General features: G+C 48.6%; 22 protein-coding genes. 13 read left to right on the top strand and 9 right to left on the bottom strand.

The annotated features are described in order from the left end of the window. The first annotated feature begins 344 nt into the window (after positions 1-344). On the top strand, positions 345-2615 hold the full coding sequence (locus tag U5R06_17815) for a T9SS type A sorting domain-containing protein (protein MDZ7724604.1): 2271 nt from the start codon (positions 345-347) through the stop codon (positions 2613-2615). 689 nt (positions 2616-3304) lie between these two features. Here the strand turns inward: U5R06_17815 and U5R06_17810 are convergent. The 4 genes from U5R06_17810 to U5R06_17795 all read right to left on the bottom strand — a co-directional run bounded on the left by U5R06_17810 (position 3305) and on the right by U5R06_17795 (position 6923). After that, complete coding sequence (locus U5R06_17810) at positions 3305-4252, bottom strand: peptidase MA family metallohydrolase (GenBank protein ID MDZ7724603.1); 948 nt, start codon at positions 4250-4252, stop codon at positions 3305-3307. Further along, positions 4252-5169 carry a hypothetical protein gene (locus U5R06_17805; GenBank protein ID MDZ7724602.1) on the bottom strand — a complete coding sequence of 306 codons (918 nt, stop codon included), beginning with the start codon at positions 5167-5169 and terminating at the stop codon, positions 4252-4254. The genes U5R06_17810 and U5R06_17805 overlap by 1 nt, the downstream gene beginning before the upstream one ends. Positions 5170-5241: 72 nt before the next feature. Next, complete coding sequence (locus U5R06_17800) at positions 5242-5769, bottom strand: hypothetical protein (GenBank protein MDZ7724601.1); 528 nt, start codon at positions 5767-5769, stop codon at positions 5242-5244. 74 nt (positions 5770-5843) lie between these two features. Then, the gene (locus tag U5R06_17795) at positions 5844-6923 is read right to left on the bottom strand and encodes a hypothetical protein (protein MDZ7724600.1); all 1080 of its coding nucleotides are present in this window, start codon (positions 6921-6923) and stop codon (positions 5844-5846) included. Between the two features lie 238 nt (positions 6924-7161). On the opposite strand from U5R06_17795, the gene U5R06_17790 reads away from it, so the two are divergent. From U5R06_17790 to U5R06_17765, 6 genes are all read left to right on the top strand, one after another. Next, entirely contained in the window at positions 7162-8073 is a 912-nt protein-coding gene (locus U5R06_17790; GenBank protein ID MDZ7724599.1) for a sugar phosphate nucleotidyltransferase, read from the top strand. A gap of 29 nt (positions 8074-8102) precedes the next feature. Further along, positions 8103-8738, top strand: a complete 636-nt coding sequence (gene plsY, locus U5R06_17785) for a glycerol-3-phosphate 1-O-acyltransferase PlsY (GenBank protein ID MDZ7724598.1) — start codon at positions 8103-8105, stop codon at positions 8736-8738. A 16-nt stretch (positions 8739-8754) separates the two neighbouring features. Next, positions 8755-9651, top strand: coding sequence for a ribonuclease Z (rnz, locus tag U5R06_17780; protein MDZ7724597.1), 897 nt, complete (start codon positions 8755-8757; stop codon positions 9649-9651). A gap of 33 nt (positions 9652-9684) precedes the next feature. Then, the gene (locus U5R06_17775) at positions 9685-10584 is read left to right on the top strand and encodes a DMT family transporter (protein MDZ7724596.1); all 900 of its coding nucleotides are present in this window, start codon (positions 9685-9687) and stop codon (positions 10582-10584) included. Between the two features lie 227 nt (positions 10585-10811). Beyond that, positions 10812-11324 carry a hypothetical protein gene (locus U5R06_17770; GenBank protein ID MDZ7724595.1) on the top strand — a complete coding sequence of 171 codons (513 nt, stop codon included), beginning with the start codon at positions 10812-10814 and terminating at the stop codon, positions 11322-11324. Next, complete coding sequence (locus U5R06_17765) at positions 11325-11738, top strand: secondary thiamine-phosphate synthase enzyme YjbQ (GenBank protein ID MDZ7724594.1); 414 nt, start codon at positions 11325-11327, stop codon at positions 11736-11738. 1 nt (position 11739) lies between these two features. On the opposite strand, the gene nadB is transcribed toward U5R06_17765, so the two are convergent. Both nadB and U5R06_17755 read right to left on the bottom strand, forming a co-directional pair. After that, positions 11740-13353 carry an L-aspartate oxidase gene (gene nadB, locus U5R06_17760; GenBank protein MDZ7724593.1) on the bottom strand — a complete coding sequence of 538 codons (1614 nt, stop codon included), beginning with the start codon at positions 13351-13353 and terminating at the stop codon, positions 11740-11742. A gap of 47 nt (positions 13354-13400) precedes the next feature. Continuing rightward, the gene (locus U5R06_17755; GenBank protein MDZ7724592.1) at positions 13401-14972 is read right to left on the bottom strand and encodes an FGGY family carbohydrate kinase; all 1572 of its coding nucleotides are present in this window, start codon (positions 14970-14972) and stop codon (positions 13401-13403) included. A 170-nt stretch (positions 14973-15142) separates the two neighbouring features. Between U5R06_17755 and U5R06_17750 the strand changes: the two genes are divergently transcribed. From U5R06_17750 to U5R06_17725, 6 genes are all read left to right on the top strand, one after another. Further along, positions 15143-16276: a hypothetical protein gene (locus U5R06_17750; GenBank protein ID MDZ7724591.1), complete on the top strand. Its 1134-nt coding sequence runs from the start codon at positions 15143-15145 to the stop codon at positions 16274-16276. A gap of 201 nt (positions 16277-16477) precedes the next feature. Further along, complete coding sequence (locus tag U5R06_17745; protein MDZ7724590.1) at positions 16478-18583, top strand: acetate--CoA ligase family protein; 2106 nt, start codon at positions 16478-16480, stop codon at positions 18581-18583. A gap of 17 nt (positions 18584-18600) precedes the next feature. Further along, positions 18601-18747: a hypothetical protein gene (locus U5R06_17740; GenBank protein MDZ7724589.1), complete on the top strand. Its 147-nt coding sequence runs from the start codon at positions 18601-18603 to the stop codon at positions 18745-18747. After that, positions 18710-20146, top strand: coding sequence for an acetyl-CoA hydrolase/transferase C-terminal domain-containing protein (locus tag U5R06_17735; GenBank protein MDZ7724588.1), 1437 nt, complete (start codon positions 18710-18712; stop codon positions 20144-20146). Before U5R06_17740 ends, U5R06_17735 begins: the two co-directional genes overlap by 38 nt. Further along, entirely contained in the window at positions 20136-20483 is a 348-nt protein-coding gene (locus U5R06_17730) for a GNAT family N-acetyltransferase (GenBank protein ID MDZ7724587.1), read from the top strand. The genes U5R06_17735 and U5R06_17730 overlap by 11 nt, the downstream gene beginning before the upstream one ends. Further along, positions 20480-21649, top strand: a complete 1170-nt coding sequence (locus U5R06_17725) for an acetoin utilization protein AcuC (protein ID MDZ7724586.1) — start codon at positions 20480-20482, stop codon at positions 21647-21649. Before U5R06_17730 ends, U5R06_17725 begins: the two co-directional genes overlap by 4 nt. Before the next feature lie 178 nt (positions 21650-21827). Here the strand turns inward: U5R06_17725 and U5R06_17720 are convergent, their stop codons facing one another. The 3 genes from U5R06_17720 to U5R06_17710 form a co-directional block, all read right to left on the bottom strand. Beyond that, positions 21828-22067: a hypothetical protein gene (locus U5R06_17720; GenBank protein ID MDZ7724585.1), complete on the bottom strand. Its 240-nt coding sequence runs from the start codon at positions 22065-22067 to the stop codon at positions 21828-21830. Between the two features lie 206 nt (positions 22068-22273). Next, complete coding sequence (locus U5R06_17715; protein ID MDZ7724584.1) at positions 22274-23011, bottom strand: hypothetical protein; 738 nt, start codon at positions 23009-23011, stop codon at positions 22274-22276. Next, positions 23008-23601 (bottom strand): NAD(P)H-dependent oxidoreductase, encoded by a 594-nt coding sequence (locus tag U5R06_17710; protein MDZ7724583.1) that lies wholly within the window; start codon positions 23599-23601, stop codon positions 23008-23010. Before U5R06_17710 ends, U5R06_17715 begins: the two co-directional genes overlap by 4 nt. Between the last annotated feature and the right edge of the window lie 25 nt (positions 23602-23626).

The following is a 23626-nucleotide window of genomic DNA, read 5'->3' as shown; positions in this document are numbered from 1 at the left end:
CGCTTTTTTACTTTAAACGAGCGTTTTGGCCAAGTCCGCTTATGCAATCGTTGGGCAAAAGGATTATAGATGAACGAAAAAAGACCTTTATTTTGATGATTCACTTTAAAAAGATATCCCCTGAAGAACGAAAAAAATTAATACATGAGCTTTGATTTTAACACCTTCTTGCACGTTTATTACCACCACTTTAATTCTTTGCTTGATTTTCTCAAGAGTTTTCCTTAATCTGTTTTAATGATTCGGTTGAATCTCAAATCGTATTGTAAAAAACGTATTAATTAAGAATTCAAGACGGTGGAGCGCGATTTTCAATTTTTAAAAAAGAGGGGCGTGGAGGAATTATGAAAAAATTATTTTATGGGTCGCTTTCTATTCTATTGCTGATCACCGGAGTTTTGGCAGTGGATTATGATCAAACGGAAGATTTTGAAAATAAACAAGGACTCAGAAAAAGGTCGGGGCATCAGAGTATTGGGATCATTTTAGATAGAATTTCACTTCTATCAGAACGGACTAGCCTGGGGGTTACCGTTGTTGACAATCAATATATCGTTTCGTCCACAAACAACGCAGGCGACAATTATTTTGATATCTACTCTTTTGATGGCTCATATGTGGAATCAGTATCACAAAACACAGAATATTCAGGCTATCAAGATTTAGCCTTTGATGGGACCTATATATTAGCCAGCAAAAATCAATACATCCGAAAAATTGATCCTTCCGATTTTACTGAAGCAGAAAAAATTTATAATGACACCTACGCTCGACATCGGGGATTGGCCTATGACCCCAATAAAGATGTGATTTACTCGTCAAATTCAAATAATGGACCCATCATTAAAATTGACCCGGAAACAGGCAAAACAATAAAAACCTTTGAAAAGCCTGATGACTATCATCATTTTGGAATTGCGTTTGATTCTTATTCACAAGAAGGATTTTCCTCCCTATGGCTTAATGCACCTTATCGGTCCTGGGAACCTGGCTTTTTTCGATTAAACAGAGTCGATACAGCAAGGGGGCGGGTTAACTTTATGTATGAGATGTCAGAAGAAATGGCGGATAGCGCCCTTTCAGGCGGATTGGAAATTATTAATAATCATCCTGATTATCCTGAGAGAACAGTTGCCGTAGCCATTGATCAAAAAAACCATGAAATGGTTTTAGTTGATATTACTGATGCACCCAATATTCTTCCCATTAAAATTGAAAAGGTCAACGAATTTGGCGGCTGGGAAGATGGTGAAATGATCATCTCCGGTGAAGTTATTGTCGGGAATTATCTATATGTTGTTGACAATTATAACAATGAACTGGTGATATATGATATTGGCACCGACCCGGTAAACCCAATTAGGGAGACTAGTGTTGAACTGCTAAATGGGAACAAGATTTATCAATCCAATAATTATTTATATGTGACGCATGGTTTACCAGCCAGTTCATTCAGTATTTATGACCTTGAAGACCCTTTGAATCCTCAAGAAAAATCCAGTTATGATGTAGGGGAAACAATTTTAGATATCGTCTTTGGTGGCGATTATGCCTATGTATTGCCAAAGGGATCCGACCAAGTGACGGTTTTTGATGTTGTGGGTAATGTAAAAGAACCCCGGCAAGTATCAACCTATCAATTAAATGGGCCAGGAACAAATTTGGAGATTAATTACAATAGCCATTTGCTGTTTGCGGGATACTATGGTGGAGAATATAATGCTGGGTATGAAATGATTGAACTATCTGACCCAGCAGAATTAGCCTGTATTGATCGGATGCCGAGCAATGGTAAGCGACCACAGCGGCTCAAACTAATTGACAACCAATATATAGCCTTCCTGGACAATGACATGTATTTTAATGAAACCTGGATGTCTATTTATCAGTATTCTTCAGGAAATGAATTAAGACGCATGGAATCTGGAATTGTTTCTTGGGATACAACCAGTCAAGATATGAACATGTTAGGGGAGACCATCTGTGTTTCTGTGCCAGGAGAGGGCATAAAAACCTATGCTTGGGATCCGGATATATATGATCCGCAGGAGTATGAACCGGATTCGGGATTGGTTATCAAAGGACCTCAGTATGAGTTGTCAGAAAGTCTGGATTTTGTGTCTTATCATGTGTATGATAATCCAGGCCAAAGCAGGATGGACATATCAGCAGATAATGACCAACTTTCAAAGGCGGCATTTGGCTGGAATGTCGGATATTTTATTTATATCCTGAGAGGTATAGTGATTGATGATGAACTAAATGCCAGTGATCAGATTTTTGCGTTATTGATGTCGGGATTTTTTTCTTCTGGAGATGATGTTCGTGTGCAAAGTACGCATGAAAAACCGGATCATTTTATGCTATACCCCAATTATCCCAACCCCTTTAACCCCACAACCACAATTGTATATGACCTGTCACAAGCCAGCCATACTGAAATGACTGTTTATGATTTAACCGGCAGAATAGTTGAACAATTGGTATCAACATACCAGAATGCCGGTCAATATTCTGTGATCTGGAATGCCAAACAGTGTCCCTCGGGTGTATATTTTATCCGGTTATCTTCTGGTAGTCATACATCTGTCAGAAAGGTGATGTTGTTGAAATAGGAATTGTTTTTTATACGATCCAAGATACAATAAAAAGTGGGATCAAGACATCATTTACGGAAAAGGAATTAAAAGAATTTGGGATTGAAATACCTGCTGTAGAAATAAATGCCCGAGATATTCAGAGAATCCGAAAGAAAACAAATTTAAGCCAAACTTTCAAAATAGCCACACAAATCGCGCCCTCCCCCGGAAACCTCAACGATTTCAAATCATGATTCCCCGGTATATCCATACCGCCCGTCGGCTGATTCATGCCGGGACGCTCTGCGGATCACACTTTTTTTCCCGTTTGGTGATAAACCGGATCTCGGGTGCAAATTTCACCGCGTTTGCAGCGAAATCATAGAACGTGGATGAGACGCGGACACACACACGCATCGGACCGGGGGCGAGTGTGTTTGTCTGCCCCGGATATTCATTCAAATGATTTGACTTTTGTAAACAGTACGTTCTACAGAACGTACTGTTTTATACATTTATAAGTATATATAAAAACTCATTTTTCAAACCCTTCCCGGCGGGAACGTAGAAGAATAGAGTTGTGAAAACACGAGGGACTCGCGAGGCATTAGAAAGGTTGGATGAGATTGAAGAATAGATATCAAAAGATAGGCCTGAACGAGCCAAAGTCATCCAGGGCTTGTGAAGAGATGTGCCGAAAATTGGTAATGAGCAAATCCGCGAGCTCATTGCGAGTGATGTTTTTCGACCTGATTCTCTTCGGCCCGGTCTTCTTCCTGCCAGCGTTTACGGGTTCTGCGGTTGTGCCATTTGCGCGCCAGATAGGCGACGGGGAGGAGGAGCAGAATGAGCAGCCAGTAAAGGTTGATATCGGTGAGCCACAGGCCTTTGTGGGTGTTACGCACCCAGTCCAGCCATTCGCGTTCGAATCCGGCGAATGAGCTGCCGGTGGCCTGTCTAAAGCATTCGTCCAGGCTAAAGCCGCGGTCGAGTCCATCGAGGATCGTGCGCAGGGCTTCGAGGTCATAGGTAGTGAGCAGGTAATAGACCGCGGAGTAGCTCTGCTGATAAGCGAGTTCGGCTTTAACGCGGTGAAATTTCAGCACCTCGTCCACCTGATCGAGGGGAATAATCGATCCGGTGGTCAGGGCTTTGGAAATGGCTGTGGATGTGCGCAGGCGGGTTTCGCGCGAATAGAATACAGCCAGGCCCTCGTCCAGCCAGCGAGGCAGGCGGCGCTGGTTGACCCGGTCATGCACCAGAATGTGCGTCAGCTCATGAATGACCGTGCTGCGATAGGTCTGTTTTTCCTGAAACCAGCGCGGAGAGCGCAGGTACATAGCCCGCCGCCCCGGTACCGCAAACGCTCCGGTCCAGTCCGGCAGTCTCCCCTGCAACAGTTCGCGGAAATCCTTTCGACCGGGCGCGATAAACACGTTCAGTGTGTCCTGCCCTTTGATTCTGAGGTCGTAAGCAATTTCCTGATACGCTTCATGCAGAATATCAGCGGTTTTCCGGGCAATCTGGGAGTCCGGAGGGCTGTAATGCAGCTGAATATATCCGTAACGCGTAAAATCGGTTCCGGATGCACGACCGGCCAAAAAACCGAGCGTAAGCAGCAGGACAAGAATCGTGTGTAGAGGGCGTACGAGCGCTAAAGGTTGGCGGCGCATCACAAGGACACGCTTTTTATGATATCCTGAATGTCACGCGGATTGAACGAGGATTTGAGCAAAAGGCGCCAGTTTTCATTGTTGACCACGCGCTGCTGCAGGTCGCGGCTGTCGTGATAAAGGGCTTTTTCATCACCTTTGAGCACCAGGGTGATGGGGACATACAATTTTTTTTCAAGGACGGTGAGAAGATAATTCAGATAAGAGGTGACCACCTTTTCCCGGTTGATCAGCAGCAGACAGGCATGGATAGACGAACCGAAAAATTCCATATACGCGTTAAAATGACGGTCCATGCACACCCCCAGGATGTTCAGGGTTCGATCTTTCCGCTGCAGAATGCCGAATCGAATATGGGGATCCGGTGTTTTATTGCGTGAGCTTTCTTTGAATTCGAGATGATGGAGAAACAGTTTCTGGATATCCGGGTCTGTACTCAGGATGAGCAGTGTATCGCGTTTTTGCCGTCGCTCGTGTTCGTGCAGAATATCTCCCGGTGAGGCAAATTCGGGTTTTTCCGGCGCATTCGTAGAATACTCGAAATTTCCGTCTATTTCTTCCACAGGCTCGTGCGGCATCAGCTGTGTGCTTTCCCGGGATGCGGCGGATGTTGAATTCACATAATAATTATCAGCCGAGCCCGAATCGAGCTCAAAGGACTCGTCTTCATTTTCAGGGTCATACTGCAGAAATCCCAGCTGATGAAGTTTGGCCAAGTGTTTCAGTGTGGTGAGTTCAGGTCCGGAGATTTGGTCGATGACCTGCCGAATGGTGCGTTTCCCGTCCATGAGATTCAGTAGACGCGCTACAGTGGGATCCATGTGTTCCGGGTCCATGATTTGTTTAAAGTTCGCGGTTAGAGTCACAATGGTATTCAGCGGCGGAATTTGATTCAGTAATGTTTTTCGACTTTCCATTAACAGCCCCGTTTTGCAGATAAAGTCTACAGGTTACGGTTTTCTGATCGTTTCAATATAGAAAAGTTCAGGCTAAGAACAAAGCATTCTTTTGAAACGCTCCTGGAATGATGAGGTGAGCGCATCTTCTCTGAAACGCAGCACCAGCTTTTGTCCGTCAAGCTGCTCAAGCGCAATGGAGGGCAATACGCATTTGCCGGCCATGCGGATCGGCGCTTGTACCGTTAGCCCCGGCAGGATCAGGGTGTAGCGGTGCAGACCCTGGTGTTGTTGCGGCCGGGCGTACAGCACCAGCCGGTCCTGTTTCGTATCCTGTACAGCGCGGATCCATAGATCATCTTTAGAATTTAGGGATGCGGTTTTCCCCGTTTTTGCCAGCCTGAACTCCATGTCTCCGTTATGGGGCCGACCCAGAGAACGGCACTGAAACCATATGACGGGTTCCCGGCATATGTCTTCGGCCCAATCAAAAACCCGGTCCGCCACGGGCTGCTCCAACTGATGTTGCATCAGTTGATGAAACAACGCCGAGCGTTCACACGGGTCATCTTTGCTTTGAGGGGAGAGATGAACGTCGTTCGGTTTTGATCGAGTTGTCATAAGAGCCATCTTGCCTTGTCTTTGGTGATTAAACTGTTATAGAATACAGACAAAGGCGTTTTTTTACGTAAAAATTAAAGCAGGCTTTTTAAATGACCGCGGAATTCGCGTTTTGCCACTTTGGCAAGATACTCGAAAATCGAACGTTCGTTGCAGCGGTATTCTTTTTGAGTCAGGCGGGGGATATAATATTTCAGGTTTTTAAAATAGGACGAATTAATATTTTTCTGCACCAGGTCGAACAACACATCGCGCAGCGCCTTTTCATAGATGATGGCACGTTCCGGGTCGAGTTTGTTCGCCTGAAGATACTGGGTTTTGATTTTTTCGCGCACAACCGTCATGGTGACATCGATATAGCTTTCTATTTCCCGGGTCTCCAATTCATCCAGCGGTGTGGGCGAATAGTCATCAGGTTTCAGGTTTTCCCGCGCTGTGTCAAATTTTGCTTCCCGCACCAGTTTGGTCAGCGCATCCAGGGCGAGGAAATTCTGATGCTTTTTTAGTTCATGCACGGTTTTCATCAGCCGGCGGATCGAACCGGACACGGAATCGGACGGCGAATAAAATTCGATAAAGCGTGTGTGCAAAAGGTCCAGCGGCACAGGTGGATTTTTTCGGCGCAGATAATCCGCGATGGCATGCGGATCCAGAGGTTCCCCCGGTTCCAGTTCCAGACCGTTTTTGTAAAACACATAGTCGCGGCCCATTTCCGAAAACATGGCCAGTTTTTCCGAAGACCGCACGGCTACTTTGATATTTCTGACGATTTTTGCGCCTTCCGGGTCGCGTTCCCGAAAGATACGCGATAATTCCTGTTTGGTTTTGCGCACCACCAGACGCCGTGTCAGCATCAGTACATCTTCATCCGAGATATCGGCATTTTCTTCATAACGGGGTAGATAATAACGCTGCAATTGATGAAAGCGCCCGTCGCTGTCGCGGCTGAATAATTCAGCAATACAGTCAATCGACAGGTCTTCCAATTCAATATAGGTATTATTGCGTTCACTGGAAATACGTTTTCCCATAACCTGTTGATATTTCAGGTAACTCAGGGATATTTTCTGCATAATATTGACAACATCCACCAGCTGGGATTGACTGTACGCGCCTGAGCAGAGTGAGTAAACGAGATCTTTAAGATTTTCCATAGCGTTTGTCATAGTCTCGAGCTAGAGTTGAACGGGTTTTGCTTTTTTATTATGATTGGAAATGCAAACATTATACCATGAATTCTAACGCACAAGTCTATAAAATACAATAAAAATGCCGGCCGTTGGGTGCAGGGTGTCTGTTTAGGCCGGAAACAATGTATCAGTGTAATACATACAATTCCGTGCTTTTATTTTTGTATTAAAATGACTATTTTAATCAAAAGCAGGGAGCCGCATGATCAAAAAAGCTATTGTAACAGCCGCCGGCTACGGCACGCGTCAGTTTCCGGCGACCCAAGCGGTGCAGAAAGAACTGCTGCCGCTGGTCGATATTGATGGTGTGACCAAACCGACCATCCAGGTGATTCTGGAAAAAGTCTTTAAAGCCGGAATCTCGGAGGCGGCGTTAATCGTACAGCCGGGCGCCGCCGGAATGAGACGGCATTTTCACGAACAGATCACAGATACCCGCTTTGACGGCAAGCCCGAACAGCAGGCCCTGGCTGAAAACCTGCGCGATATGTCGGAGCGTATCACTTTTATTGAACAAACCCGTCAGCAGGGGTTCGGACATGCCGTGTATTGCGCGCGTGACTGGGCCGAAAATGAACCGTTTCTGCTCTGTTTGGGCGATCATGTGTATGTGTCAAAAACATCCGACTCGTGTATTCAGCAATTGCTGCATGCGTTTGCGCAGCAAAATGCTTCGGTGTTCGGCTTGCAACAGACACCGGAACATCTGCTGCATTTGTTTGGAACTGTAACCGGGAGCTCGGAAAATGTGCCGGGACGATACCGTCTGACGCATATACTCGAAAAACCGTCGATTAAAGCCGCCAGGAACGAACTGCGCGTTCCGGGGCTGGATCAGTATCTGACTCTATTCGGAATCTATGCGCTGGTACCGGATATTTTTGCTATTCTGCATACACATATACAACAGAACAAACGCTCCGGCGGCGAAATCCAGCTGACCCCGGCTTTGCAGGAATTGATCGAGTCAAAGCCGGTCTATGGTATCGAGGTCCAGGGAGAGCGACTGGACATGGGCACGCCGGAAGGGTACCTGCATACATTGACGACACTGGGACTGCGGGGGCGCTTTCGAAAACAGCTTTTGCAGCTTTATGAACGGGAAATCTTTTGATATTCTGATATAATATAAAGGATAAGACTATGATTGGAATTGTTGCTGCATTTATTATCGCTTACGTGATTGGTTCATTTCCGACCAGCATTCTCACCGGGAAACTGCTGCGCGGGATTGATATTCGGGAGCACGGCAGCGGCAATGCCGGAGGGACAAACGTGTTTCGTGTGCTGGGAGCCGGTCCGGGCCTGTTTGTCATGGCCTTTGATGTATTCAAAGGGTTTGCCGCAACCTGGTGGGTATCGCGTCTGTTTCTATCGATGACACCGCTGCATCTGGATACGATGATGATTATTGTCGGTTGCGGCGTGGTGGCCGGGCATATTTGGACCCTGTTTGCCCATTTCCGCGGCGGCAAGGGTGTGGGAACAGCCGCCGGAATGCTGCTGGCCATGTATCCCATGGCGCTGCTGTTCTGTCTGGTCGTGTTTGCGCTGATGTTTATTGCCACTCGGATTATGTCTCTGGCGTCCATGTCCGCCGCTGTAACCCTGCCGGTGACTCTGTCGGTCTTTCGCTACGTTTGTCATGTTCCGGTTTCCACGGCTCTGTATGTGTTTAGTTTTATTATCGCGGCCTTGATTGTATTTACGCACCGTTCCAATATCAAGCGTTTGCTGAATGGTACTGAGAACAAATTCGGAACCCATAAAGAGTCCTGATCCCCGGATGCCTGTATTGACCACAACTGTGTCGGTGGTGTTTCTGGGTACGGGGGCCTCGTTGCCCTCACCGGAGCGCAATGTGAGCGCTGCCGTCTTGTGTTCGGACCGCCATCTTTATCTTTTGGACTGCGGTGAAGGCACGCAGCAGCGGCTGATGAGCGCCGGACTGTCTCCCACACGTATTTCCTCGGTGTTTATTTCTCATCTGCATGGCGACCATCTGTTCGGGCTGGCCGGATACCTGACCTCACAGCAGCTGCTGCAGCGGCAAGAGCTGTTGAATATTTATGGTCCGCCCGGCCTGCAGCACTATATCCGTTGTATGCAGCAGGTTGCCGGCTATGATTTGAATTATCCTGTTGAAATTATAGAAATTGATCCCGGAACACCGGATCGGTTTATGGTCAATGAATTCACAGTTCAAACGGCCGGACTGGAACACAAGGTGCCGGTGATCGGTTACCGGTTTGAGGAAGCGGAAAAGCCGGGCAAATTTGATCCTGAAAAGGCGCACGCCCTGGGTGTGGAGCCCGGACCGGACCGCGCACGTCTGCAGGGTGGGCATCCGGTCAAACGCGGCAGCCGTACGGTTTACCCGGACGACGTGCTGGGTCCGCCGATACCGGGACGCATCATTACTTATTGTACGGATACGCGTCCCTGCGACGCAGCTGTTGAACTGGCCCGGAACAGCGATCTTTTGATCCACGAGTCCACATTTTCCGATGAATTTCAGGAACGGGCCCGTTTCACCCAACACAGTACAGCCCGGGAGGCGGCGCAAATCGCCCGCAGCGCCGGGGCGCTCCGGCTTGCTCTGTACCATATCAGCATGCGGTTTCACAAAAACAGTGATGTGTTGCTTGCCCAGGCGGGTTCTGAATTTGCATCGTGTTTCATTCCCAAATGATCTGGATCGAACCCTAGTCGAACGGAGAGAGAGTTGAACGAATCTGCTGTTAAAAAACCTCATGTGGTTCTGGTGCTGGCCGCCGGATTGCTGGCTATATCATCAGCCGCAGTTTTAATCAAGGCGTGTGAAGCGCCTTCACTCGCAATTGCCTTTTATCGGCTTTTGTTCGGCGCGATTTTTTATTTGCTGCTGCAGTGGCGCAAGGGTGATTTACTGTTGCATATCCGCGGGCACGGCAAATGGCTCTTTATCTCCGGGCTGGCGCTGGCTTTGCACTTTGCCACGTGGATCACTTCATTGAATTATACCTCGGTTGCCAGCTCTGTGGTGCTGGTTTGCACATCGCCCTTGTGGGTGAGTATGGGGGCCGCGCTGTTTCTCAAGGAAAAGACGTCGCCGTTGATGGGCGTCGGCCTGATCGTAACTCTGGTCGGCAGTGTGATCATCAGTCGCGCTGATTTCTCCGTGTCTCCGGATCAGTTGTTCGGCAATGTTCTGGCGCTGCTGGGCGCTCTGTTCGCAGCGATTTATTTGCTGATCGGACGCAAACTGCGCCCGGAGATGGACACTGTTCCTTATGTCACGCTCGTATATAGCGTGGCCGCTGTTTTTACCGGTTTGTTTGTGCTGCTGGACAGAACACCAATGATCGGCTTTACATCCCAGACCTATTGGCTTTTACTGGCCGTGGCGCTTTTACCCCAGGTGGTGGGACATACCAGTTTCAACTGGTCGCTGAAATATTATTCCGCAACAGCCGTTTCAGTGGTTATCCTGGCGGAACCGGTGGGCGCGTCTTTTCTCGCCTGGCTGTTTCTGGGTGAGGGGGTTACGCCGGTTCAGCTGGTCGGAATGATTATTATTACGAGTGGAGTCAGTCTGGCTTTGTATGTGGAACATCGGCAAAAAAAGGCGCGGTTGACGGGATGATATCCGCAAAAGAGAGTGTTACAGACAAAGACCTTGAGCTTTCAAATGTAAAATAGTTTAATTTTATCGGGGTTGTTGATTATTCTATTGACTTTTTTTATGATTGTGTCTATATTTGGCTCCTTCAAGACGTTCAATTGTAAAATGAAGATATATTCAAAATATTTTCCGCCTTTGTTTCCATCAATCGTAACATCATTGAGTTCATTGTTTTAGGAGATTGAGTTATGTCAGCACAAACTCTTGCCAAGCATCCCGGATTAGAACGTCTTGCCAAGTCCATCCGGGGATATGACGGATATCATGCCTGTGATATTCGTGAAAAAACCGATACCGTCGTACGCGCGCATCTGGTTAATCAGATTCACTCGCTGTTGTCCAATCTGGGCGCCGAAATTCAGGCGCAGCAGGAAGAGGATCAACGTAAAATTGAACAGCTCGTGGACAAAACAAAGCAAAAACTGACGACGATATGCGCGAGTCTGGACGATCCCACCTATACATCCGGGGGATTTTTCGGCAGGGATTCCGTTTCCGAACGTTTTCTGCAGCGTTTATATGATCTGGAAGCTGACATGCTTGATGAGACCGTGAATATTGATGAAGAAATTGCTTCGATGAAGCAGGAAAAGATGGACAAAGACCGCGTGGAAGATCATTTTCTGCAGATCAACAATTATATCGACGATTTTAATCAGTCCTTATTCGAACGCGAAGCTCTCATCCTGGGAGATGAATAAATGAAGTTTTATACCGATTATATGTGGTTCAATACCGACAAGCCGCGTGATTATATCAATATCACGTCAAAAGTTAAAGAGGCTGTTGAAAAAAGCGGTATTCAAGAAGGTATGGTGCTGGTGTCTGCCATGCACATCACGGCGGCTGTCTATGTGAATGACGCTGAGTCGGGTCTGATTCAGGATATTGACGAGTGGCTGGACAAACTGGCCCCCAAAGGGCCGGATTACCGCCATCACCGCACCGGCGAGAGCAACGGGGATGCTCATCTGAAAAATTTATTAATTCATCATGAAGTGATTCTGCCGATTACGGACGGCCGTCTGGATCTGGGCCCCTGGCAGCAGATCTATTATGCCGAATTTGACGGTCAGCGCCGCAAACGCGGCATCATCAAGGTGATGGGCGAGTAAATCAGATCACGCGTTTTTGCAGAATCGTATCTTTTAGATAATCCGTGTCATTCTTTTGCGGATAGTCGGTGGTGTAATGCAGCCCCCGGCTTTCTTTGCGCAGTAAGGCTGACTGGATAATAAGCTGCGCAACGGTTGCCAGGTTGCGCAATTCAATGAGGCCGGCGGCTACTGTGGTGCGTCTGTAGAAATTTTCAATTTCTCGCCCCACCAACCGGACGCGACTCAAGGCGCGCTCCAGTCTCAATGTTGATCTGACAATTCCCACGTAATCCCACATCAGGTTTTTAATCTCCATTTTATCATGCGAGATCAGTACCCATTCTTTACTGTTAAACGTGCCGGCGTCATCCCAGAGCGGGATACGCGGCAAGCTATTATGATTGTTTTTTACACAAGATTTTGCGGCGTTTACACACTGATCGGCAAATACCAATGCTTCCAGCAGTGAATTGGATGCCAGACGGTTGGCGCCGTGGACGCCGGTGCAGCTTACCTCACCGCAGGCAAACAATCCGGATAACGACGTGCGTCCCTCGAGGTCCGTGACCACGCCGCCGCATGAATAGTGTGCGGCCGGCACAACCGGGATGGGTTCCCGGGTGATATCGATTTTATACTGTTTACAAGTGGAATAAATTTTGGGAAATCGTTGACGCGTCTCTTCCGCGTTTTTATGACTGACATTGAGGTAAACGCAGGACTCTCCCGATTTTTTCATTTCCGAGTCAATGGCACGGGCCACCACATCGCGCGGCGCCAGTGAACCGCTGCGGTGGAATTTGTCCACAAACGTTTCTCCCTGCCGGTTGACCAGGACGGCGCCATAGCCACGCAGCGCTTCCGAGATCAGAAACGACTTGGCCTGCGGATGAAACAGGGATGTGGGATGAAACTGCATAAATTCCATGTTGGCGATGGCCACTCCGGCGCGGTAGCACATAGCCACGCCGTCACCTGTGGCAATGCCCGGATTAGTGGTGTGCAGGTACACCTGACCGCAGCCGCCGGTCGCCAAAATAGTGGCCCTGGCCATGAAGCGTTTGACCTGTCCGCCTTTTTCATCAAGCACATAAGCGCCCCAGCAAGAGAAAGATGTGTCCTGCTGCAAGCTGCCGGGAGAAAACACATGATGTTCCGTAATTAGATCAATTGCGACGTGGTCTTCATACAGGCTGATGTTCGGATTTTCCTTGACCGCATTGAGCAGGGTTTGTTCTACATCCTGCCCGGTATGGTCTCTGACATGAACGATACGTTCAAATTGATGTCCGCCCTCTCGTCCCAAATCAAATTCGCCGTCAGAACGCTTGGTAAACGGCACTCCCAGATCAAACAGTTCATTGATGAGAGCGGGACCTCGTTCTACAATCATGCTCACAGCTTTCGGATTGGAAAGGCCCGCCCCGGTTGCCAATGTGTCTTTTATATGCTGATCAAACGAGTCGTCCGCATCAAACACCGATGCGATCCCCCCCTGGGCATAATTGGTGTTGGACTCTGCTTTTTCTTTTTTGGTTGCAATTGCGACGGTTCCGACCCTGGACAGTTTCAATGCAGCGGAAAGTCCCGCGATACCGCTGCCGATGATTAAAAAGTCAGATTCATAGGCCATATTGGTTTTCCCGGAATAGTAGTGTAATGACAGCGGACCGCATACCTTTACGACATGCTCTTGGACAGGGCAAACGGATCATCCGCGGACAATCCGCGTGCGCGTTTGCTCAACGCCGAGAATAATTGTTTTTGCTGGTTGTGAATGTTCACATGATCCGGATCCGGTTTGCATCGACGGTCTTCCTGCAGCACGACAAAGGGCTGAACCAGATCTTTGAGGTCCACGCGTTCCCCCGCTTCTTTTTTCCAAACCCATGCTGCATGCAGGGCCGCGCCCAGAGCGGCGCCTTCGCCTTCCACCGGCACGGCTTCGGTTTCAAAAATATCGGCAATGGTCTGAACCCAGGCTTTGGATTGAGACAGGCCGCCTGTGAGCCGGATTTCCCTGGGTTTTACCGGCATATCGCGAAATCCTTCATACAAATTCAGGATATGGCCTTCCAGTACCGCCCGGCAGAGAATATCGGGTTGAAAATCATCCAGACCGAATCCGAAATACACAGGTGTGGCGTTGGGCATATCGGGTGTGCGTTCGCCCATGTACCAGGGAATCAGAATTCTACCCTTGTTGCCCACGGGGACGTTTTGCACGCGCTTGACAAAGTCCTGGTGCGACAGTTTATACTGCTCCAGTACCTGGTTGTAGCCGTTGGCCAGATTGGATACGCACAACAGCGGCAAGTGGTTGCCGGTGCTGTCGCAAAATGCCGCGATTTCTCCTTTGCGATCGATATAGGGTTCGGATAAACAGGTATACGCGGTGCCGCTGGTTCCCAGGCTGAGGGTCACAATGCCGGGAGCGACGTTGCCGGTTCCCACGGCGCCGTACATATTATCACCGCAGCCCGCATCGATTTTACAGGACGGATCAAATTTATAGTGTTCCACAAGGTCCTGGGAAATGGCGCCGATGCTTTTATCTGCTGCTTTCAATGGCGGCAGTTTTTGTTCCAGATCCGGGGAAATGATTCCCATCACTTTTTTCGACCAGGTTTGGGTACCGGGGTGCCAGAGGGCCATTCCCGAGGTGTCGCCGGGTTCCATGACACGCACGCCGCCATTGCGGCCGCCGGTCAAAAACCAGTTGATATAGTTGTGAACGAGAAAGCAGGTGCAGGTTTTTTCAAAGGCCTCGGGTTCATGACGCGCCATATGAAAGATCTTGGCTGCGGTATATCCGGTGCGCTGGCTGTTGCCCACCTCTTTAATCATGGCATCAACGCCGCCTGTTTTTTCCGTCATGATGTCGCACTCTTTCTGGGTGCTGAAATCATTCCACAATTTGCTGGTTGGACGTGTCAGGTTGCCGTCTTTGTCCAGGGTCACCAGACCGTGCTGCTGCCCGGAAACGGAAATACATTTTATACGCTGCTGCTCTACATCGGATTTGCGCAGTCGTTCAAACAGCATGTGCAGGGCGTCCACCCACATGTTCGGATTGGATTCCGAAACCCCGGCCTTGTCGGTTTGTATGACACCGTTCCGGGTGTCGTACTGAGGCAAATCCTTGTCATAATTGACGGAATCGGTATAAATAACCTTTTGGGTTTCCATATTCAGGACAAGCAGCTTTGTGCCCTGAGTGGAGCTGTCAATGCCTGCAAATAAATATCCCATATTCTCATCCTTTTCTAATTGACTTTTTTTGTTGAATTTTCTCTCTTTTTATTTATATTATACCAATCGTATCAAGCCCTGAGACGAAAAGTCCCGGTTCAATATAAAAGTTACAGTGCTAAAAATCAAGATGTAATCTGATTTGACCGCGCATTGACAACGAGGTTCCGATGCCTTTTGAAAAAATAACCCCGGATCAGATTACGGTCTATCCGGTCAGAGAACGTCAAAGCAAGTCCTGTTTCAATGATATAAAGGCAGATCCCGATGCCGATACGCCTTTGCTAAAACCGGACGTTGCTGGTAAAATCGCGCAAACAGCCGAGCGGATTATCCGCGCCCGCAAAAGCGGCGCATCTGTGATCCTGGCGTTTGGCGCGCACTTGATTAAAAACGGTTTGTCTCCGCTGGTTATCCGGATGATGCAGGAGGGGTGGATTACCCATATCGCTACCAATGGCGCCGGCGGAATTCATGACTGGGAATTTGCCTGGATGGGACGCTCTGAGGAAGATGTGCGCGCCAATGTCAGCCAGGGGAAATTCGGAACCTGGAATGAAACCGGGAATTATCTGAATCTTGCGGTGCTGGCCGGCGCGGTCAAGGGAATGGGCTATGGTGAATCGATAGGGGCGTTGATCGCCAATCAGGGAATGGATATACCGGACAAAAAACAACTCAAGCGGGATATCCTGAATGGTGTTGAACAATTTGATCCGCTGCTTTCGGCCAAAGCCGACCTTTGGAACGATCTTTCTGTGTTTCAAACGGATTCCGGTTTTTTATCTGTCGCGCATCCTTTTAAAAAAAATTCTGTATTCGGACAGGCATTCGAGTTGTCAGTGCCGGCGACTGTGCATCCGGGTATCGGTTATGATATTATTTATAATCATCCCCGGGCAAATGGCGCAGCCCTGGGGCGCGGCGGTCACTGGGATTTTCAGATCATGGTCAAATCGGTGAGCAAACTGTCCGGCGGTGTATTTCTGTCAGTGGGCTCTGCGATTATGGCGCCACAGGTATTCGAAAAAGCCGTGTCCGCGGCCAACAATGTGCTCGGGAACAGCGGATCGATACGGGATCACTGGCTGGTCGTTAACGATTTGCAACCTGCGAGCTGGGACTGGAGTCAGGGTGAACCGCCCAAATCTGAACCTGATTATTATTTGAGGTTTTTAAAAAGCTTTTACCGCATGGGCGGCACGGTTCGTTACGTTGCCCTGGACAATCGTTTGTTTCTATCGAGTCTTTATCATCGTCTGACCCAACAGTCGGCCCAAAACATTATATTTTCTAAATATTGAAAGAAACTCCCGGTTCTTCTTTTTTAGCCGCCAGCTGGTCACTGTCACACTGATAAAGCGAACCGGCTTGGAATGATCCCGCGAATTTTTAAACTGATTTTAGATTCATTTTTACTTTCTTTTAACTTGACTTTGTTTATAGTTTTTGTTAAAATACTTTTCTGTAATCAAATCAATTCAAATACAAGGTAATGATGTGTCATGTCTCTAGAAAAATTTTTTGATCCAAAATCGGTTGCTATTGTAGGCGCTTCCCAGAAAAAGGGAAAAGTAGGATACGAGATTCTTTGGAATCTCAAAAATTCCGGGTTTGAGGGGGATCTCTTTCCTGTTAATCACAAAACTGATCAAATTGAAGGTCTGAAATGCTACCCTGATCTGGAATCCATTGGTTCAACCCCGGATCTGGTTTTAATCATTGTTCCCGCCAAAGTGGTTCCGAATATTATGGAACAATGCGTTAAACTTGGTGTGGATTCGGTCATTATTATCACCGCCGGGTTCAAAGAGGTGGGTGAAGAAGGTAAAAAGCTTGAAAAGAAAATTAGGCAAATTGCGCGCCGGGGAAATGTTCGCTTCATTGGGCCCAACTGTCTCGGAGTGATTTCCACATCGAGCAAACTGAACGCCAGTTTCGGCGGTGATCTGCCGGTTAAAGGCGGAACCGCTTATATTTCTCAGTCCGGCGCATTGCTGGCTGCTATTCTGGATATGGCGAACGATCAGGGGATCGGATTCAGTAAACTGGTGAGCATTGGCAATAAAGCCGATGTGAACGAACTGGATGTGATTGAAGCATTGGCTGATGATTCGACAACCAGGGTGATTGCCGGTTATCTGGAAAGTATCGACGACGGCAATGAATTCGCCCGGGTTGCGGAGGAGATTTCCAGCCGCAAACCGATGATTCTGATCAAATCGGGCGGTTCTTCAGCCGGCGCCAAAGCGGCTTCCTCGCATACCGGAAGTCTGGCCGGCGGTGAACAGGCCTATGAAGCTGTGTTTAAAAAATCGGGTATTGTACGCTGCAAATCTATAATGGAACAGTTCAATTACGCACGCGCCTTTGCCAATCAGCCGCTGCCAACGGGATCGCGTGTGGCGGTGATTACCAATGCCGGCGGTCCCGGAATTATGACTGCGGATTCCATTGAAGCACACGGGCTTGATTTTGCGTCTCTGAGTCAGGAAACCGAGGACAAACTGGCCGAGAACCTGCCTGCTGCCGCCAATATTCATAATCCCATTGATGTGCTGGGTGATGCCCTGGCAGACCGGTACGAATACGCTCTTGATGTGGTGATGGAAGACGATAAAGTGGATGCGGTGATCGTTGTGCTGACGCCCCAGGCTATGACCGAGTCGGAAAAAACGGCTAAAGCTATTGTCAAGATTTCCAAAGAGAAACCGGACAAGCCGATCTTTGCCTGTTTTATGGGTGCATCCAAGGTAGACGAAGGTGTTGCAATTCTGCAGAAAGGCAAAATTCCCCAGTACAGTTCTCCTGAAGATGCGGTTAACACACTTCAGGTGATGATCGATTACACGCGCTGGCGTTCGCGTCCCAAACGTGTGGTGAAACTGTTCCCGGTCAACCGGCACAAAGTGGAAAAAGTTATCGATAAACATTTGCGTGAAGGCAAACGCGAAGTGGGGGAAACCGAGGCCAAGGGAGTTTTGGAAGCTTATGGATTTGCCACACCCCAGGGAACCATTGCAACCAGTCCGGAACATGCCGCCACCATAGCCGAACAGATCGGGTTCCCGGTGGTTATGAAGATCTGGTCGCCCGATATTATTCACAAATCCGATGTGGGCGGTGTCAAAGTCGGTTTGCGCTCCTTGACTGAGGTTAAGGATGCGTTTGATTTGATGATGTACCGCATTCCTCAAAAGCAGCCCGATGCCAATATTTTAGGTGTATTGGTTGAAAAAATGTCAACCGGCGGCAAGGAAGTGATCCTCGGTATGAACCGGGATTCGCGGTTTGGACCGCTGATGATGTTTGGTATGGGCGGCACTATGGTCGAAGTGCTCAAGGATGTATCTTTTTCATTGGCGCCGATTACAGCGGATGAAGCCAAACAAATGCTGAAAAGCACAAAAACCTATCAAATGCTGGAAGGCGTGCGCGGTGAGGAAGGTGTTGATATAGATGCCCTGGCTGAGAGTTTACAGCGATTGTCTCAGCTGGTCACCGAGTTTCCGCAAATTCAGGAACTTGATATCAATCCGTTTGTCATCGGTCCTCCGGGAGTGACTCCCATCGCCGTTGACGCAAGAATGAGTGTAGAAGAAAACAAATAATTTGAGAGAAGGATAAAATGCAACAGGAAATCAATTGGCAGGAAAAGTATAAAGACAAGATTGTCAAAACCCCTGTCGCCATGAAGGCGATTAAGCCGGGTAATAGTATTTTTATAGGCACTGGCTGTGTCTCAACCACAGCATCTGGTCAACGCTTTGGTTGAACATTCCAGTCATATCTATGATGCTCATATTGTTCATCTGCTCACTGTGGGCGATGCGCCATATGCGGATAAAAAACTGGGCGAAAAGTTTAAAATGAATAGTTTTTTTATTGCAGATAATGTGCGGCATGCTCTGAACGAGGGTGTCGGGGATTATACGCCGATTTTTTTGTCCGAGATACCGGAAGAATTCGAGAGCGGACGTATTCCTCTGGATGTTTCTCTGATTTCCGTGACGCCGCCGGACGCAAACGGACTCTGCAGTCTGGGGGTGTCCGTGGATATTGTAAAGTCCGCTATCGCCAACTCCCGTTATGTGATAGCTCAGGTCAACAGCAAAATGCCGCGTACGTTCGGCGACAGCTTTGTGCATGTGAATTCTCTTGATATGCTGGTGCCGTATGATGAGGATGTGGTTGAAGTTCCGGAGCGCGAGTCTGACGAGGTGCTGCGAGCCATCGGCCAGAATATTTCGCATTTGATCGATGATGGAAGCACGATCGAATGCGGCATCGGCCGCATCCCTCAGGCCCTGGCTGAATTTCTAAAAGATAAAAAAGATCTGGGCATTCATACGGAAATGTTCAGCGACTGGATTATAGATCTGATCGAATGCGGCGCGATCACCTGTAAGAAAAAAACCCTGAACCGGGGCAAGGTGGTTGCCAGTTTTTGTATGGGCAGTCAGCGCTTGTACGATTATATTGATCAAAATCCTTTTATTGAACTGCATCCGACAGAATATGTCAATGATGTCAATGTGATCAGTCAGCACGAACGCATGGTGGGCATCAATGTGGGACTGGAAATTGATCTGACCGGTCAGGTTTGTGCGGATTCACTGGGATATGAGTTTTACAGCGGAATCGGCGGACAGGTCGATTTTATCCGCGGCAGTGCGCGCAGCCGCGGCGGCAAACCGATTATAGCTATGCCGTCGACTGCTAAAAAAGGAACCGTTTCGCGTATTGTCCCGCATTTAACGGAAGGCGCCGGAGTGGTGACCACACGCGGTGATGTGCATTATGTGGTGACCGAATACGGTGTGGCTTATCTGCACGGCAAGAGCATTCGCCAGCGCGCCCTGGATTTGATCAATATTGCGCATCCCAAATTCCGAAAACAACTGTTGCAGGACGCTAAAAAGCAGAATTATCTTTATGAAGATCAGTCGGAAACCGCCTATGAAGGGGTGGATTATCCCAAACAACTGGAACGTTACGAAACCCTGCGTGACGGCACTGAGATTCTTTTCCGGCCGGTCAAACCCACGGATGAACGGGCGCTGTCTGAAATGCTGTATTCATTGAGTGAAGAATCACTGCGAAAACGCTATATGACCCGAACCGTGGCGTTCCCGCACAAGGATGTTCAGCGAGCTCACCAACGTGGATTATAAAAACAATGTGGCGGTAGTGGGGGTGGTCCCCAGTGTGTCCGGTCAGGAAGTTGTAGCGATCGGTCAGTATTTTAACGAACCCCGCCAGGGACAGGCCGAGGTTGCTTTTGTGGTACAGGATGAATGGCAAAAAAAAGGCATGGGATCGCTGCTTTTAAAGTTCCTCAGTGAAATTGCCGGAAAAAATGATGTCAAGCGGTTTCACGCCAAGGTTTTGCCGGAAAATAAAGCCATGTTGGCGGTTTTTCATAACTCTGGATACAGTATTCACACTGAATTTGACGGTGAAGTTTACGATATCACCTATGATCTAGCGGAGAAACACAAGAACAAGTGAGTTCAAAGCAGCAAAACGTTATTTTTGTTTATTCAAAACAATTGGAAAAACATCATTATCCACCGGATTGTCCGTTCAAAACCGAGCGCGCCCAAAAGACCCGGAAAACCCTGAATTCCATGGGATTGCTATCCGGCCCGGGACGTAAGGAGATAAAGGCAGAGCCGGCTGACCGGCGGCTGCTCGAGACGTTCCATACCCGGCGTTATCTGGATACCCTTTTAAAATGCCAAAAAGGCGATTGGGATATTGAAGCGCTGAAAATGGGAATCGGCGGTCCGGATGTTCCGGTGTTTAAGGGAATGTACGAATACGGCGCTTTGGCCTGCGGATGCACGGTTAAAGCCGCTGATATGCTTTTCGCTAAAAAAGCAAAATACGCGTTCAGTCCGGCCGGTGGTTTTCACCATGCCGGACCGGAGCTGGCGGCCGGGTTTTGTTATATCAATGACGTGGCGATTGCCTGCAATTACCTTGCTGAAAAAGGTCAACGGGTTCTTTATCTGGATATTGACGTGCATCACGGGGACGGCGTTCAGGATTTTTTCTACAACCGTAATGATGTATTGACCCTCTCTCTGCATGAGAGCGGCGAACTGCTGTTCCCGGGTACGGGATTTGAGACCGAAATCGGAACAGGCCCCGGAGAAGGGTATTCTGTGAATATGCCGATGCCCGCCCATGTCTATAACGAGGCCTGGTTGCGGTGCTTTGATGAACTGGCTGTTCCTTTGATACAAGCCTATAATGCTGATGTTATTGTCCTTGAACTGGGTGCGGACGCTCTGAGCGGAGATCCCCTGGCGCATATGCAGTTGACCAACAACGTTTACGTTGAGGTGCTGAATTATTTGATGGGGCTGAACAAACCGCTGCTGGTCAGCGGCGGAGGCGGGTATAATGTCGAAAATACGGTTCGCGCCTGGTCTCTGGCCTGGTGCGTGATGAATGAGGATATCCAGGAGTTATCCGATATGAATTTGGGCCTGGGCGGCGTGATGCTGGAATCCACGGACTGGATGGGCGGGCTGCAGGACCGGGTTATGCCGGTGACCGATGAACAGCGGCAGGCTGTAGATCCGGTGATCGATACGCTGATTCGGCGGGTCAAACGGTTGATTTTTCCTCTGCATGGGATAGAGTTTTCGGGAAATGACGGATCATAGCGGGCCAAACCCAGCCTGTCTTCAATCCGGACCTATTTAAAATCTAAACCCTTCTTTTCCATAATTGCAAAGTTGCGCACAAATACCGCGATGCTGAGATGTCCACTTGACATGATTAAGGGCAGAGCCGCTTTTATCCCTCAAGCGTTTTGATTCAAATAACGTTGTCTTTTTTCAATCACGCTGTTTGAACGGTCAGGGTAAAGTCTTTGACCTGAAATTTTTCAAGCACAGCTATCGAGTGGGGTGAGCGCACCGGCGGCTGGTAATCATTTCGTTCTGTGATTTGTAAAAATCCGTTACCGCTGCCATCCCTGACCCAGGCCCATTGTTTCGGTGAGGTAAATCGAAAATCTTTGAGACTGGATCGGGCGTCAAACGACTGTGAATAGACAAGCGGTGATCCTTTGAAATACAAGATTCTACATTGGAAAGCAGGGTTTCGATCATACTTTCAGAAACAGCTCCCACCCGCAGACTTGCAGCCTGTGCAAGCTGTTTGCTGTCGAGTCTGTTGTCCTGGGGTTGCAAGGACTGTCTCCCGAAAAAATAACCTTGATATTACAAGGTCCATAGCTGTATGTCCTGATCATCTTTTTTTTTATGAAAGCTTGTAGAATTATTTTACGAGCTTGAATTTAACAAAAACTCCCATTGTGTTTTCTCAAACTCGCATACCGCATCCCGGATGACGGTCCAGTTTGTGGCTTTGAGTGAATCGCTCACAGCTTGCCGGGTGATATTGGTGCTCAACTGTTCTGCGATTTCGGCATGTGTGGGTTTCTGGATATCCAGGGCCAAACCGGCTATCTCGGACTGGCGGCGTGTCCAGCGGTTGATCACCGCATCACAGAGATGCACCATCAGGGGCGCCCAGTCGGACAATAGTTGCAAGGATTTCGGCAGTTGGACGGTCATGTTTACATGAATTTTCATGTCATAAAGTCCGCGTTTGGACAGCGAAAACGCCTCGCCGGTGGATTGTGAAATTTGATCCGGGTTCATATCGTTGACATGGCCCAGGCCGATGGCGATACGAGTATCCGAGAGTCGTGAGGCGCGCATGGCGGCGCGCAGGTAAATCGCGACCCGCAACGCCAGGTCCGGCTGTGTAAGCATCAGCTGCCAGCTGTCGCCGCGAAAAAAATCCGGGCCGCCGTAAATACGGTCCCAGTCCTGCATACGCGTTACAGCATCCGACAGACAGGAACGTACTTTATTCATTTCCTGATCGTCAAGTCGATTGGCACGGATAATATCACCCGTCAGCACTGCACAGATTGATTTTCGGCTCATGACATCTCCCACATGTTTGTTTACGTTGCCCGGTTGGTCAGACCGGATAAAATGACCTCGACTCATAGTTGTTTTCCAACCGAATACGCCGTTTCAAGATTGCGCTTTCGATAAGAGTTATCATGCGGCATCATACCGCCCGGAATTGACATCCCGGCGTGTTTTACACCCACGCCCAACAGCCGGTCCTGAATCATAATTTGGCGCATACTTTTAGCAATGCCGGTTGTTTCCAGGTGTTTTGCTGTATGTCCCGCGGAGCACAGCAGAACAGCCTTTGCGATATTAATTTTTGTAGTGCGCTGTTTGTCTGCAGCGTAAAAGCAAGCATATCCATATGTCCAAACCCGGTCAAACCAGCCTTTCAGCACAGCGGCAACATCACTCCACCACAACGGATAAATAAAGCCCAGGGCGTCTGCTTTGGCTATTCTTTCGTGTTCCCGTTTGATGTCCTCGGGAACAGGAGCCTCGGGCTCAAGACCGGTTTCCCGGATGTATTCAACCGGGTTCAGCCTGCAATTAGAATCGGTTCGGCACAGGTCGTGGATTTCGGATGTGTGTCCGCTGTCGGAAAGACCCCGTCTGAATGCGCCCAGAACAGCCCGACAAAAAGTGTTGCGGCCGGAGTGCGCGTAAAGAATATAGAGATGCATCTGCCTCCTCGATGCAAGGTTATTT

This window comes from candidate division KSB1 bacterium (assembly GCA_034521575.1).
Lineage (GTDB): Bacteria > Zhuqueibacterota > Zhuqueibacteria > Residuimicrobiales > Krinioviventaceae > JAXHMJ01.
The sequence above is the reverse complement of the archived record's forward strand: the minus strand, read 5'-3'. Positions and strand labels throughout refer to the sequence as shown.

Bases quoted from the DNA above. Each gene is read 5' to 3' on its own strand.
- U5R06_17815 (MDZ7724604.1), top strand. From the start codon at position 345: ATGAAAAAATTATTTTATGGGTCGCTTTCTATTCTATTGCTGATCACC.
- U5R06_17810 (MDZ7724603.1), bottom strand. From the start codon at position 4,252: ATGCGCCGCCAACCTTTAGCGCTCGTACGCCCTCTACACACGATTCTT.
- U5R06_17805 (MDZ7724602.1), bottom strand. From the start codon at position 5,169: ATGGAAAGTCGAAAAACATTACTGAATCAAATTCCGCCGCTGAATACC.
- U5R06_17800 (MDZ7724601.1), bottom strand. From the start codon at position 5,769: ATGACAACTCGATCAAAACCGAACGACGTTCATCTCTCCCCTCAAAGC.
- U5R06_17795 (MDZ7724600.1), bottom strand. From the start codon at position 6,923: ATGGAAAATCTTAAAGATCTCGTTTACTCACTCTGCTCAGGCGCGTAC.
- U5R06_17790 (MDZ7724599.1), top strand. From the start codon at position 7,162: ATGATCAAAAAAGCTATTGTAACAGCCGCCGGCTACGGCACGCGTCAG.
- plsY (MDZ7724598.1), top strand. From the start codon at position 8,103: ATGATTGGAATTGTTGCTGCATTTATTATCGCTTACGTGATTGGTTCA.
- U5R06_17770 (MDZ7724595.1), top strand. From the start codon at position 10,812: ATGTCAGCACAAACTCTTGCCAAGCATCCCGGATTAGAACGTCTTGCC.
- U5R06_17765 (MDZ7724594.1), top strand. From the start codon at position 11,325: ATGAAGTTTTATACCGATTATATGTGGTTCAATACCGACAAGCCGCGT.
- nadB (MDZ7724593.1), bottom strand. From the start codon at position 13,353: ATGGCCTATGAATCTGACTTTTTAATCATCGGCAGCGGTATCGCGGGA.
- U5R06_17755 (MDZ7724592.1), bottom strand. From the start codon at position 14,972: ATGGGATATTTATTTGCAGGCATTGACAGCTCCACTCAGGGCACAAAG.
- U5R06_17750 (MDZ7724591.1), top strand. From the start codon at position 15,143: ATGCCTTTTGAAAAAATAACCCCGGATCAGATTACGGTCTATCCGGTC.
- U5R06_17745 (MDZ7724590.1), top strand. From the start codon at position 16,478: ATGTCTCTAGAAAAATTTTTTGATCCAAAATCGGTTGCTATTGTAGGC.
- U5R06_17740 (MDZ7724589.1), top strand. From the start codon at position 18,601: ATGCAACAGGAAATCAATTGGCAGGAAAAGTATAAAGACAAGATTGTC.
- U5R06_17715 (MDZ7724584.1), bottom strand. From the start codon at position 23,011: ATGAGTCGAGGTCATTTTATCCGGTCTGACCAACCGGGCAACGTAAAC.
- U5R06_17710 (MDZ7724583.1), bottom strand. From the start codon at position 23,601: ATGCATCTCTATATTCTTTACGCGCACTCCGGCCGCAACACTTTTTGT.